Source organism: Nocardia niigatensis NBRC 100131 (genome assembly GCF_000308655.1).
Lineage (GTDB): Bacteria > Actinomycetota > Actinomycetes > Mycobacteriales > Mycobacteriaceae > Nocardia > Nocardia niigatensis.
The window spans coordinates 88,880-100,967 of record NZ_BAGC01000039.1 but is presented as its reverse complement, the minus strand read 5'-3'; the positions used below and the strand labels follow the sequence as shown (position 1 = coordinate 100,967).

General features: G+C 70.5%; 13 protein-coding genes. 10 read left to right on the top strand and 3 right to left on the bottom strand.

Annotation, left to right across the window (positions count from 1 at the left end):
- The first annotated feature begins 232 nt into the window (after positions 1 to 232).
- The 3 genes from ON33_RS12560 to ON33_RS12550 all read left to right on the top strand — a co-directional run bounded on the left by ON33_RS12560 (position 233) and on the right by ON33_RS12550 (position 4,428).
- Positions 233 to 1,279 (top strand): 3-oxoacyl-ACP synthase III family protein, encoded by a 1,047-nt coding sequence (locus ON33_RS12560; RefSeq protein WP_040858629.1) that lies wholly within the window; start codon positions 233 to 235, stop codon positions 1,277 to 1,279.
- 4 nt (positions 1,280 to 1,283) lie between these two features.
- The gene (locus ON33_RS12555) at positions 1,284 to 2,189 is read left to right on the top strand and encodes a hypothetical protein (protein WP_040858627.1); all 906 of its coding nucleotides are present in this window, start codon (positions 1,284 to 1,286) and stop codon (positions 2,187 to 2,189) included.
- A gap of 205 nt (positions 2,190 to 2,394) precedes the next feature.
- Positions 2,395 to 4,428, top strand: coding sequence for a helix-turn-helix transcriptional regulator (locus ON33_RS12550; RefSeq protein ID WP_051151973.1), 2,034 nt, complete (start codon positions 2,395 to 2,397; stop codon positions 4,426 to 4,428).
- Positions 4,429 to 4,532: 104 nt separating this feature from the next.
- Here the strand turns inward: ON33_RS12550 and ON33_RS12545 are convergent, their stop codons facing one another.
- Positions 4,533 to 5,357: an SDR family oxidoreductase gene (locus ON33_RS12545; RefSeq protein ID WP_051151971.1), complete on the bottom strand. Its 825-nt coding sequence runs from the start codon at positions 5,355 to 5,357 to the stop codon at positions 4,533 to 4,535.
- A gap of 40 nt (positions 5,358 to 5,397) precedes the next feature.
- A complete protein-coding gene (locus ON33_RS12540; protein ID WP_040858625.1) occupies positions 5,398 to 6,432 on the bottom strand; it encodes an alpha/beta hydrolase fold domain-containing protein in 1,035 nt (344 codons plus the stop codon).
- Between the two features lie 231 nt (positions 6,433 to 6,663).
- Here ON33_RS12540 and ON33_RS12535 point away from each other — a divergent pair, with 231 nt between their 5' ends.
- Positions 6,664 to 7,437, top strand: a complete 774-nt coding sequence (locus tag ON33_RS12535) for an ArsR/SmtB family transcription factor (RefSeq protein ID WP_040858623.1) — start codon at positions 6,664 to 6,666, stop codon at positions 7,435 to 7,437.
- A gap of 25 nt (positions 7,438 to 7,462) precedes the next feature.
- Entirely contained in the window at positions 7,463 to 7,996 is a 534-nt protein-coding gene (locus tag ON33_RS12530) for a hypothetical protein (protein WP_051151969.1), read from the top strand.
- Positions 7,997 to 8,010: 14 nt separating this feature from the next.
- Here the strand turns inward: ON33_RS12530 and ON33_RS12525 are convergent, their stop codons facing one another.
- Positions 8,011 to 8,772, bottom strand: coding sequence for a 3-hydroxyacyl-CoA dehydrogenase (locus tag ON33_RS12525; RefSeq protein ID WP_040858621.1), 762 nt, complete (start codon positions 8,770 to 8,772; stop codon positions 8,011 to 8,013).
- Positions 8,773 to 9,105: 333 nt separating this feature from the next.
- Here ON33_RS12525 and ON33_RS12520 point away from each other — a divergent pair, with 333 nt between their 5' ends.
- From ON33_RS12520 to ON33_RS12500, 5 genes are all read left to right on the top strand, one after another.
- A complete protein-coding gene (locus ON33_RS12520; RefSeq protein ID WP_157184498.1) occupies positions 9,106 to 9,756 on the top strand; it encodes a hypothetical protein in 651 nt (216 codons plus the stop codon).
- Between the two features lie 16 nt (positions 9,757 to 9,772).
- Positions 9,773 to 10,648: a MinD/ParA family ATP-binding protein gene (locus tag ON33_RS12515; RefSeq protein ID WP_040858620.1), complete on the top strand. Its 876-nt coding sequence runs from the start codon at positions 9,773 to 9,775 to the stop codon at positions 10,646 to 10,648.
- The gene (locus tag ON33_RS12510; protein WP_051151966.1) at positions 10,645 to 11,310 is read left to right on the top strand and encodes a hypothetical protein; all 666 of its coding nucleotides are present in this window, start codon (positions 10,645 to 10,647) and stop codon (positions 11,308 to 11,310) included. Before ON33_RS12515 ends, ON33_RS12510 begins: the two co-directional genes overlap by 4 nt.
- A 165-nt stretch (positions 11,311 to 11,475) precedes the next feature.
- On the top strand, positions 11,476 to 11,766 hold the full coding sequence (locus tag ON33_RS12505) for a hypothetical protein (protein ID WP_040858618.1): 291 nt from the start codon (positions 11,476 to 11,478) through the stop codon (positions 11,764 to 11,766).
- Complete coding sequence (locus tag ON33_RS12500; RefSeq protein WP_051151964.1) at positions 11,766 to 12,047, top strand: hypothetical protein; 282 nt, start codon at positions 11,766 to 11,768, stop codon at positions 12,045 to 12,047. Before ON33_RS12505 ends, ON33_RS12500 begins: the two co-directional genes overlap by 1 nt.
- Positions 12,048 to 12,088: the final 41 nt, after the last annotated feature.

The window sequence follows — 12,088 nt, the reverse complement described above, 5'->3', positions numbered from 1 at the left end:
CGTTCCCGAACGGTGTGCGCACCAGCGTCTTGCAGCGAATACGCCATGAAAAACACTCGAGCGCACGGTGATTCACGAAGCCGTCGGGACGCTCGACTACCGATGGGTACGGTAGCGTCTCACCTGGCATCGGGGCTACGGGATATCAGCGGGGCCGGCTCGGGGGACGCCGAATTGCGGTCGCCGCAGCCACATTCGACCGGGCGCACTCAGTCCAGAGAGCAGGGGTCACATGCGTACACGCTTCGAATCGATCGGTGCGTACACACCCACAACCGTCCGTTCCACCGAGGACGTGATCAACAGCCTTTCGGCACCCAGGGCATTGGATCTGGAGCGAATTACCGGAATCAAGAATCGCCGCGTACACAATAGCGATCCGGAGAATTACGAATCGTCGTTCGCGCTGGCGCGGAACGCCATCGAGGACTGCCTGGAACGCTCCGGCTACCCCGCGGCGGACCTGGACGTCATCATCTCGGTGTCGATCACCCGCTTCACCGCGCCCGGGCAGTACTGCTTCGCACCGTCTTTCGCCGCCCAGCTGGGCGCTGCCATCGGCGCGGGCAAGGCGCTGCACTTCGACCTGTCCAATGCCTGCGCGGGCATGATCACCGGCGTGCTGGTGCTGGACCGCATGATCCGGTCCGGCGTGGTGCGGCGCGGCCTGGTGGTCAGCGGCGAGCAGATCACCCCCATCGCCGAGACCGCCACCCGCGAGATCTCCCAGCCCTACGACCCGCAGTTCGCGGCCCTCACCGTGGGCGACGCGGCCGTGGCCGTGGTGGTCGACGATCAGGGCGACGACGCGGACGAGATCCACTACATCGAGCTGATGACCACCTCGGCCGGCGCCGAGCACTGCCTCGGCATGCCCAGCGACAAGACCACCGGCATCGCCATGTACACCGACAACCGCGCCCTGGCAAGCGAATCCCGCTTCCTGCAAGGCATTTCGCGAATGGCGGACTTCCTGCTGGAGACCGGGCGAGCCTGGGAGAGCGAGAAGTACGACTACTGGATCCACCACCAGTTCAGCGGCCCGGCGATCGACTACATCAGCTCGCTGACCGAGCGGCACTTCGACACCCCGATGCCGCAGGCGCTCAATGTCTACTCCGAGTACGGCAATACGGCGTCCACCTCGCACTTCCTGGTGCTGCGCGAACACCTGGCGCAGGGCCGGATTCCGCGCGGCTCCAAGGTGCTGCTGATCCCCGAGGCGTCCGGCGTGGTGTCCGGGCATCTCGCCGCGACCATCTCCCGGCTGGAGGCCTGAATACATGAGCACCGCAATCGTTTCCGCGGCCGTCTGCACCGACGCCGACACCGGCAGCTACTTCGAGCTGGCCACCCGCGCGGGCGCGCGGGCGCTGGCCGCGGCCGAGGTGTCGGCCGACCGCGTCGGCCTGGTGGTCAATGCCGGGGTGTTCCGGGACAGCAATATCGCCGAACCGGCGGTGGCGGCGCTGATCCAGAAGCGTCTCGAAGTGGGCCTCGAGTACGCGACCGGGCGGGTGCCCGCGTTCTCCTTCGACCTGCTCAACGGCGGCACCGGCGTGGTGCACGCGCTCCTGGCCGCCCAGTGCTTCACCGGTCTCGGCGATGTCGAGTACGCGCTCATCGTGGCCGGCGACACCCACCCCTCCACCGAACGCGGTCGCGCGGACTTCCCGTACGCCGCCGGCGGCGCGGCCATCCTGCTGCATTCCTCCGGCAGCGCGGGCGGATTCGGCCGCATCTACACCACCGAGACCCCCGGCGCGCTCGCCCCGACCGCGTGGGCCGACCTGGAGGCCGCTGGCACCGGCGGCCGCCACGCGCTGACCGTGCGCACCGGGGCCGCGGACCCCCTCGAACTGGCCGAGACCGCGGTGCGCGAATGCCTGGCCGGAGAAGGGCTGGAGCCCGGCGACTTCGCCACCGGGACCGCGGTGCTGCTGGCCCCGGCGCCGGTGCCCGGCTTCCGGGAGCGGGTCGCCGTCCGGACCGGGCTGCCGTCGGCGGCGGTGGCCGGGATCGACCCGTTCGTCGGCGACCCGTACTCCGCGGGACCGGTGCACGCGTACCTGAGCGCGGCCACCCAGGGCATGCTCGACGAGGCGCGCGCGGTGGTGTTCCTGGCGGTGGACGACAGCTCGGCGGCGGCCCTGGTCTATCGCCCGCACGCGCTCGTCACGACGTCCTAGGCGAATGTGAAATACACTACTTGACAGTACATTTCGAAACCGTTGTGCCCCGGCTGATCCTGGGCGCCCGCGCGCCCTCGCTGCAATGATGCCGCTCCAGCACACCGAAGCTCGCCGTGCCACGCCTGTCAGTCGGGCGCATCCCGATCGGTGGAAGGGACGTCAGATGGCACGGTCGGTCGCTCGGGACCGAGGGGAGACGCCGGTGAGGGCCGGCGACAGGACGAGTCGCGCGGCCGCCGGCCGGGCGGGCGCGACGGAGGCGGAGCGGCTGCGGGTCGCGCGCGCGGTGGCCGTACTGGGGGCCGCCGCCGGAGTGGGCCGGGTGGCGGCCCTGCTGGACGCCGATCTCGACGAGATCCGCCCGGTGGTCAGCGAATTGGCGGCGGCGGGACTGATCGTGGCGGAGTGCCGCCCGCATCCGGAGCTGACCGCGCCGGTGCTGCGCGACCTGCCCGACGAGGATCGGCGCGCCCTGCATGTGGGGGCGGCCGACCTACTGTACCGGGAGGGCCTGCCCGCGGCCACCGTCGCCCGGCACCTGGTCGAGGCGGGCGACGCCCGCGGATCGTGGGCGGCGCAGGTGCTCCTGCAGGTCGCCGATCACGCCTTCGACACCGATGAATTGGACAGCGCCGGAACCTATCTGGAGCTCGCGTACCGGGCGAGCCGGCGCGCCGACGAGCGCGCCGCCATCGCGACCCGGCTGGTGGCGGTGGAGTGGCGGATCAACCCGTCCAGCCGCACCCGCAATTTCGGCCGGTTGAAGGCGGCCCTGCGCACCGGACGGGTGCCGTATCCGGAACTACCCATGACCGTGCTGCAGATGCTGTGGCACGGCTACGTCCTGCACGCCGATCACGCGTTGGCCCGGCTGTGCCGCAGCGCGGACGCGGCCGTACCCGGCGATCGGCTCGCCTTCCTCGGGGCGTGGCTGCGCTACACGCATCCGGTGCAGGCGCAGCGGCATCCGTGGCTGGCCGGCACCCGGTCCGGCCCGGAATCCCGGTCCCCGGACCGTGACTCACCCCACCGGCAGGCGGCCGCGGTGCTGACGGGTCTATGGGAGCAGCGGCCGCCCGCCGAGACCGCCGCCGCCGCGCAGCGCATCCTGGCCCAGCACCGGCTCACCCCGGCCACCGTCGAGGTGCTGGTGGCGGCCGTCGACTGCCTGCTGCACACCGACCGGCTCGACGCCGCCGACGCCTGGTGCACGGCCCTGCTGGCCGAGGCGACCGCGCGGCGCGCCCCGACCTGGCAGGCGCTGTTCGCCTCGGCCCGCGCGGAGACCCTGCTGCGCAAGGGAAATCCGGTCGAGGCCGCCGGGCACGCGCTCACGGCCCTCAATCTGCTGCCCGCCGAACAGCTCGGGGTGTGGGTGGGCCGGGCGATCGGGGTGCTGGTGCGCGCGCTCACCGCGCAGGGCCGGCACGCCGAGGCCGCCGCGCAACTGGAGCGGCCGGTGCCGCGCGCCATGTTCGAATCCCGTTTCGCGCTGGGCTATCTGCGCGCCTGCGGCGAGCACTGCCTGGCCACCGGCCGGCCCGAGGAGGCGCTGCGGCACTTCCGCCGATGCGGACGGCTGATGGACGAGTGGGACATGGACTTCGCCTGGCTGGCGCCGTGGCGCAACGACCTGGCCGCGGCCGGTCTGGCGGCCGGGGATCAGCGGCAGGCGCGGCAGCTGGCGATCCGGCACCTGGACCTGATCGGCGGCGCCGAACAGCACCACACCGGCGGGGTGTCGCTGCGCCTGCTCGCCGCGGCCAGCGACCCACTGCGGCGGGTGACACTCCTGCGCCGCTCGGCGACCCTGGCCCGCTCGGGTGGCGACGAACTCGAATTGGCCACGGTGCTGGCCGATCTCGGGGCCGCCTACCGGGCGCTGGGAGAGGCCGACCGGGCCCGGCCGCCGCTGCGGGAGGCGGCGCGACTGGCCGAGACCTGCGGGGCCGAACCGCTGCTGGCCCGGCTGCAGGTCGATTCGGCGCCGGGCGCGCGGGACACTCTGGGCGGTACCGGTTTCGAGGCCCTGAGTCCGGCTGAATCGCGGGTGGCCGAACTCGCCGCGCTCGGCCGGCGCAACCGCGAGATCGCCGAGGCCCTGAACATCACCACCAGCACGGTCGAACAGCATCTGACCCGGGTGTACCGGAAACTCGCGGTCGCCCGCCGCAGCGAACTGCGGTTCGCGCTGGCCTCCCGCACCGAGCGGAGCGCACGGACCGCCACCGGATAACCGCCCGCCGAAAGGGGATTGACATGATCGCGTATCCAGCCGGGGAAACACAGGGGGTCGGCCTGGGCGTCTTCCTCGTCGGTGACCTGCCCGCCCGCTGAGCGCTATCGCAGCGAATCGGCCTTGCTGATCCAGCCCACCACCGCGCGGGCCAGGAAGGGCGGGGACAGCCGGGTGGCCAGGGCGGTCAGCTTGGTCTGCATGCCGACCAGGACGTGGGGGCCCGACAGCGGGCGGCGTCCGGTCGCCGTGCGCCACACCGAATCCGCGACGTCCCCGGGCGTGAGGTGCACACCGAGGGTGGTCGCGGATTTCGAGCCGCGGCTCACCTCGGTCATCATGTCGGTCGCGACGAACAGGGGGAGCAGATCGCTGACCGCGATGCCGTAGCGCCGCCACTCGAGGTCGAGGGCCTCGGTGAGGCTGCGCACCGCGGCCTTGGTAGCGCCGTAGGTCGCCAGGCCCGGCTGGCCGTAGAGCGCCGAGGCCGAGGCCAGATTGACGACCCGGCTGCCGGCGGTGCGGCGCAGATAGGGGAGGGCGGCGTGGCAGCCGTTGAGCACGCCCTTGACGTTCACGTCGACGAGGCGGTGCTGGCGTTCGAGGGGGATCTCGGCGAAGGGGCCCGAGACGAGAATGCCCGCATTGTTGACCAGCAGGTCCAACCGCCCGGTCGCGTCGTCGAACTCCGTCAGCGCCCGATCCCAGCCCGCCGGATCGGTGACGTCGAAGGCGCCGGTCACGGTCCGGCCGCCGATCTCGGCGGCGGTGCGGGCCACCGCCTCCGCGTCGATGTCGTACAGGCCGACGGTCCAGCCCTCGCGGGCGAAGCGGGCGGCGATGGCACGGCCGATCCCGCTGGCCGCACCGGTCACGAAGACCGCGGGCCGGGCATCGGCGGGCCTGGAAGTGTGGGCGGGCTGGGACATCGGAACCTCTCGGATCGGAGGGTCGGCGCCGCCGTGCGGATCAGGCGGCGCTGCGGCCGAGGCGACCGGGATCGATCATCGCACGATGGAACGCGGCCGCGTCACGCGCGGCGTCCCGGCCGTCCGCGAGCAGGCCCGCACCCAGATGGATGAGGGTGTGCGGGGCGCTCGGCCGCACCTGCAGGCGCAGCGGGACACCCGCCGCCTCCGCGCGTTTCGCCACCGCCAGCGCGTCGGCGAGCAGCATCTCCCGGGAGCCGACCTGCAGCAGAATCGGTGGCAGACCCGTGAAATCGTGATTCACCACCGACCAGCTCGGATCCAGCTCCCCGTCCACGGCGATGCCGCGTCGCACCACCATGTCCGGACCGGCCGCCGGCAGCACCGCGTCGTGGCGGGCGTTCGGGTGCGCGAGGCGCGCGGCGGAGTCGAAATCCGCCCACGGCGAGGTCACCGAGAGCGCCACCGGCAGCGGCAGGCCCGCGTCGCGCAGCGTCAACGCCAGTCGCAGCGCCAGCCCGCCGCCCGCGGAATCGCCCGCGACGACGATCTGCTCGGGCGGGAACCCCTCGGCCAGCAGATGCCGGTAGGCGGTGAGCGCGTCGTCGAGGCTCTCGTTGGGGTGGGCGTCGGGCAGCTGCCGATAGTCGACGGTCAGCACCGGCAGCTCGCTCAGCGCGGCCAGGCGCGCGGTGTGGCGGCGGTAGCTGTTGAGCCCGCCCGCGATGAAGGCGCCGCCGTGCAGGTACAGGATCGCGGCGTCGCGATCCACACGCGGATCGGAAACCGGTGCGCTCCAGAGCCATTCGGCGTCGAAGTGCTCGAATCGCAGCGGCTCGCGGCGGGTGCCGCGCGGGGTGCCCAGTACCCGGGCGGGCTGCTCGGACAGCCGGGTCATGCGGAACACCAGCTCGGCCGGGAGCGGGCCCAGATCGGCGACCCAGGCGCCGGCGCGCAGGAACTGCTGCAGGGTCGTGCGCAGGACAGGGTGGGCGAGCCTGGTCCCGATGCGCGCCGGCCGGATCGTTTCCACGACGACCGATGAAACGGGGTCCGAGGTCTGCGGCGTCGCCACGGGCGCTCCTGTCCGCGCCGCGAAACACCGGGCGCTGCTGAGACAACGATGTCAGTTCTGGCCGAGGGCCGTTGAACATCTTGACCGTGAATGCGCGGATTGTCATGTCCGAGAACGAAATTCCCACGTAAGAGGGGGTGCCGGCGCAGACGTCCGGTACGGCTCGGCGGCCGGGCGTTGACTTATGCAGGTAAATACCTGCATAATTTTCGCGTGCAACCCGAACCCGATATGGACGCGGTCTTCAAGGCCCTGGCCGACTCCACCCGCCGCCTGCTGCTGGACCGGCTGCGGGAGCACAACGGCCAGACCCTGCGCGAACTGTGCGAACGGGTCGAGATGGCCCGCCAGTCGGTGACCCAGCACCTCGACATCCTCGAGCGGGCCGGCCTCGTCACCGTGCTGCGACGCGGTCGCGAACGGGTGCACTACATCAATCCGACCCCGATTCACGACATCGAACAGCGCTGGATCTCCGTCTTCGATCGCCCCCGGCTGGATGTCCTGCGCGCCATCAAAGATCAGGCAGAGGAGTACGCCATGACCACCACCGTGCCGAACTACGTCTACGTCACCTACATCCACGCCAGTGCCGCCCAGGTGTGGAAGGCCCTCACCGACGCCGACCTGACCGCGCAGTACTGGGGCCACGAGAACGTGTCCGACTGGCGGCAGGGTTCGGACTGGGAACACCGCCGCGCCGACGGCTCCGGCAAGATCGATGTGGTCGGCAAGGTGCTCGAGGTCGACGAGCCGCACCGCCTGGTCCTCACCTTCGAGGATTCGATCGGCGCCGACCGCTCCCCGTCCGTGGTGACCTTCCTCATCGAACCCCACCAGGACATCGTTCGGCTCACCGTCACCCACGAGAACCTGCCGAACGAGGAGATGCTGCAAGGCATTTCGAGCGGCTGGCCGGCCGTGCTGGCCAACCTCAAGTCGCTGCTGGAGACCGGTGCCGTACTGCCGCAGGCGCCCTGGGAGATGTCGCAGGCCCACGCCTGATCCGCCGCGTACTCGGGGAACTGTCATGTTCGACGTCGCCGCGCTCCGCGGTGTCTATAACGACCTGCTGAAAGCCGCTGTCGCCGTGGCGGATTCGGGCCCACCGCTGCCGCCTCCGCCGGGGGAGTGGAACGCCGAGCGGATCCTGGCCCACGTCTGCCTCGTCACCGCCGCCACCCTGGCCAGCGCGTCGGCGGTGGCGGCCGGGGCGCACACCACCTACGACAACCGCCTCGCCCAGGACACCTGGACCATCGACCGTCTCGTCGATCTCGCGGGCGGCTGCTCCGGCCTGCGCGAACGCCTGCGCCGCCAGGCCGAGATGCTGTGCGGCTGCGGCGGGCCCGCTCTCAGCGACGCGGAGTTGGACACCCCGGTGCCCACCCGCCTGCTGTCCGCCGGCGCGCTGCTACTGGATCAGGCCGTGCCCCTGCGCAATCTGTTCATCGGCCTGATCGATGTGGAGATTCCCGGCCACACCCGCCAGCTGCTGGCGCTGCGCGGACGCGGCGACGGCACCGGGCGGGCCGAGGTCCGCGCCGGTGCCGTCACCGGGTGATCGCCGTGCGGTGATTACCGCGGGGCCATGCGGATCGCGCCGTCGAGGCGGATGACCTCACCGTTGAGCATCGGGTTCTCCACGATGTGGCGGACCAGCGCGGCGTACTCGGCCGGGTCGCCCAGTCGCGACGGGTGCGGGACCTGCGCGCCGAGCGCGTCGATGGCCTGCTGCGGCAGGGTCGCGAACAGCGGGGTGTGGAACAGGCCCGGCGCGATGGTCATCACGCGGATCTTGAACGAGGCCAGGTCGCGGGCGACCGGGAGGGTCAGGCCCACGATGCCGCCCTTGGACGCGGAGTACGCGGCCTGGCCGATCTGGCCGTCGTAGGCGGCGACCGACGCGGTGTTGATGATGACGCCGCGCTCGCCGTCGGCCTCCTCGACCGTCGAGATCCGCTCCGCGGCCAGGCGGATGACGTTGAACGTGCCGATCAGGTTAACGTTGATGATCTTGGAGAAGGACTCCAGCGGGAACGCGCCCTGCTTGCCGACCGTCTTGATGGCATTGCCGATTCCCGCGCAGTTCACCGCGATTCGCAGTGTGCCGAGCTCCTGAGCGGCGTCCAGCGCGGCGGTCACATCCGCTTCGCTGGTGACGTCGCCGGGCGAGAACACCACGCGCTCACCGAGTTCTTCGGCGATTGCCTTGCCGTCGGACGAGGGAAGATCGAGGATAACGACCTTCGTGCCGGCCGCGTGCAGTTCGCGCACGGTGGCCAGTCCGAGTCCCGACGCGCCACCGGTCACGACCGCGGCAATGTCTGCTGTCTTCACAAAACCTCCAAAACTCTTGGTCTTGTTAATGTAGATTCTGCTTCGTCCACAGGGAAGCCCGCCCCGTCGGCGTGGCGTTCACGCGATGTCGCGAACCCTGCTACTCGCACGCGCGCGCGGATCGAACGGAGTGTCGCCCGGCGCGTCGAGTCGTTGGAATCCTGTTCATGCGAGAGAATTTCCGATCGGGACCGTTTCGTGCGCGACGCCCGGGGCGACGCGACGACGGCGGGCTGCACAGTACCGACGATCACCGACGACAACACACCGTCAGCCAGGACCGACCGCCGAGAGGGTCAGACGATGCCGAGCGACGCGCCCACAGCGGGAATGTTGAAGTCGTACAAAAAAGTCTCTCGGTGGTACCCGGCCCTCGACCCGGACGGCCAGGCCCCGGCCCCCGGGCAGTTCGACGCCGACGCGGCGTTCGCCGACGAGCAGGGCCCGGCCCGCTATCCGGACTACATCCAGGACGAACCCGAACTCGAGCTTCCGCCGGTGCCCGAATCGGTACTGCGGCGCAACCGCTTCGACGGCACCTGGTCGGATTGGATGACCGGGCGCGGCGAGAGTGGTTCCTACGCACCGCCGCAGCGCTACCGTGGCAGCACCGTCGTCGAATTCCCTACGGACAGTGGCGAACCCGTCGCGTGGCCGGTCGAGGAGGAGGCGCCGAGACTGGCCGACAGGGCCTCACAACTGCTCGACGCGGTCGCCGACTACGCGCCCGCGCCGGCCGAGCGCGCCCTGGGGCGACGGGTTTTCGCCCTCGCGGTGCTGATTGTTGCCATTGTTTTGCTGGCCATTGCCGGCGGGGTTGCCCTATATGTGCTGAATTCCCACGGCGGCACTTCGCAATCCATCGGCACACTCGCGGCCGGGCCCCGTTCCGGCCCGATCGCCGTCGCGGCGGCGTACAACGAAATGACGGCCCCCGCGATCATCGGCGACCATGGACCCACCGCGGGTATTCCGGCCGGATAAGAGGAGAGCGGAGACAATGGATCAGGACTGGAGCCGCTGGCTCGACGAGAAGCCCGAGGAGGGCGAATCGACGGGCCGTGCCGCGCGTTCCAAGGCTCCGGTGATGCGCTTGCGCAAGCGCCGCGGCGACTCCGGCGAGGCCGGCCCCGCGCCGCGCCCGATTCTGGTGGTGGGTGGTTGCGGCGGCGCTGGTACCACCACGACGACACTCGGCATCGCGGGGGAGATGAGCGTCGCGGGCGCCCAAACCGTCGCGGTGGATGGAACTTTCGCGGGCAGCGATCTCGCGTTGCGCGGCGCTGACGAGCACCTGAGCCCGATCAGCCTGCAGGCGTGGCTCTACGGCCGCGGCGACGACGAGGCCGCGCCGCTCAAGGAATGCCTCTCCCGCGCCACCTCCGGAATCGGCCTGCTGTGGCGCGATCCGGCTCCGCTGCGCCGCCGCGCCACCTACCTCACCGTCGCCCGCGCGCTCGGTGAGACCGAGTACACCCCGGTTTACGACGGCGGCAATCCGATCGCGAGCCGGCATCTGCGCCCGCTGCTCGAGGACGCCGATATCGCGCTGGTGCTGTCGATTCCGGCGCGCGTGGACGCCGCCAACCGCCTGCGCGTGACGCTCGAGTGGCTCGACGATCAGTTCGGCGGGCACGGCGAGGGACAGGGCGACGGCATCGTCGGCGACACCACCATCGTCGTGTCACATCAGTTGCCGGGCAGCGATTCTCGGATCGCTGAGCATTTGCGAGCGCATCTGGACGGCTGGGTCCGCGAGATCGTCGAGATACCCTACGACGCACATCTCGCACGCGGAGAGTTGGTGCGGCACAGCAACCTGGCCGCCGAGACACGCCGCGCGTATCGCCGCCTGCTTGCTGGAGTGGCATCATGACCGCAGCCATGAAGGAACGCCGATCCTCCTCCGAGGCCGCCCTGGCGGCCGGTGTGGTGCCGCCGCCGGAATCCCGCCGCGCACCGATCTGGGACCGACCCGTACCCGGCGGTGGCCGAGCGCCCCTGGTGTGGCTGCTCGGTGTGCACGGTGGCGCGGGCGCGACCACGCTCTCGCATGTGCTTGCGCCGACGGCGGATTCGTATCGGCGCTGGCCGGGCGTCTTCGAACGGGAGTCCCCGTTCGTGGTGCTGGTGGCGCGCGAGACCATCGCCGGGCTCACCCGCGCCCACGATCTGCTGCGCCAGCATCACGCCGGACTGGCCGGGTCGTGTGAGGTGCTGGGCCTGATCACCGTGGCCGCGCGGCCGGGCCGGCTGCCCGCCGAGATCCGCCGCTACCGCGATGTGGTCGGTTCGCTCGCGGGTCAGGTGTGGCAGCTGCCGTGGCACGAGGAGTGGACCCTGGTCGAGGCCGATCAGCTGCCGATGTGGTCGCCGGGCGACCCGGTGCCGGAGCAGCGCAAGCGCAAACCCGATCCGCTGGAAGAGATCACGCCCGATGTGCGGGAGCTCGGCGTGGGCATCGTGGCCGCCGTGCAGGACGCGCTCGACGCCCCCGCTCCCCGTTCCCGGATGCGGAGGAGTGATCTTGAACACTGATGGATTGTGTTGTGCGGGAAGAAGTTCCCGGTTGCGGGGACCTGCCCGGTCTCCAGGAAGGGCGGCAGGGCAGTCAGTAGAAGGAGTTATCGTCGCCGGTTGGACGGCTGGGCCGTGCATCGGCGAGATTGTTACTAGCAGTTCGCTTTTCGATAAGGACAGACAATGAGCATGCTCCTCGCCGTACACGACGCGTACGGTCAGCTCCTCGCCCAGGTCGGGAATCCGACCCCCGAGGCGCCGCCGGCGTCGGACAAATTGCTGAAACTGGTTCGGTATTTCACCTGGTTCGTTCTGTTGTCGGGAGTCATGGGCATCACCTATGCCGGTGGACGGTTTGCCTGGGAGAAATGGACGGGAGGCGGTTTGGAGTCGCCGAAGATGGTCGCAGGGGCCATGATCGGAGGGATCATCGCCACGAGCGCGGGCACGATCATGAACGCAGTGATCACCTAATGTCCGCCGCGCTGGTGCCCGCGGCGATGGACGCCGTGCTGGCCTACAAGCAGATGCCGTCGGATGTGATCCGGCCGATCATGCAGCTCATCGACTGGCTGCTGTGGTGCGTGCTGCTGTTCTGCCTGGCCTGGATGATCCTGGCCGCGGGCCGGCTCTGGTACGCCTTCCGCGACGACCTGGCCGCCAACGACGCGACGCACGGGGTGGTGATGAGCCTGGTGGGCGCGATCATGGCGACCTCGGCCAGCGGCATCGCACTGGCCCTGCTACCGACCTGACAGGCACGGGCAGCTGAATTGTCTACTGGCACACACACTTC

What these genes read in the sequence shown, in the direction of transcription:
- ON33_RS12560 (WP_040858629.1), top strand. Translation starts at nt 233, where the DNA reads ATGCGTACACGCTTCGAATCGATCGGTGCGTACACACCCACAACCGTC.
- ON33_RS12555 (WP_040858627.1), top strand. Translation starts at nt 1,284, where the DNA reads ATGAGCACCGCAATCGTTTCCGCGGCCGTCTGCACCGACGCCGACACC.
- ON33_RS12545 (WP_051151971.1), bottom strand. Translation starts at nt 5,357, where the DNA reads ATGTCCCAGCCCGCCCACACTTCCAGGCCCGCCGATGCCCGGCCCGCG.
- ON33_RS12535 (WP_040858623.1), top strand. Translation starts at nt 6,664, where the DNA reads ATGGACGCGGTCTTCAAGGCCCTGGCCGACTCCACCCGCCGCCTGCTG.
- ON33_RS12530 (WP_051151969.1), top strand. Translation starts at nt 7,463, where the DNA reads ATGTTCGACGTCGCCGCGCTCCGCGGTGTCTATAACGACCTGCTGAAA.
- ON33_RS12515 (WP_040858620.1), top strand. Translation starts at nt 9,773, where the DNA reads ATGGATCAGGACTGGAGCCGCTGGCTCGACGAGAAGCCCGAGGAGGGC.
- ON33_RS12510 (WP_051151966.1), top strand. Translation starts at nt 10,645, where the DNA reads ATGACCGCAGCCATGAAGGAACGCCGATCCTCCTCCGAGGCCGCCCTG.
- ON33_RS12505 (WP_040858618.1), top strand. Translation starts at nt 11,476, where the DNA reads ATGAGCATGCTCCTCGCCGTACACGACGCGTACGGTCAGCTCCTCGCC.
- ON33_RS12500 (WP_051151964.1), top strand. Translation starts at nt 11,766, where the DNA reads ATGTCCGCCGCGCTGGTGCCCGCGGCGATGGACGCCGTGCTGGCCTAC.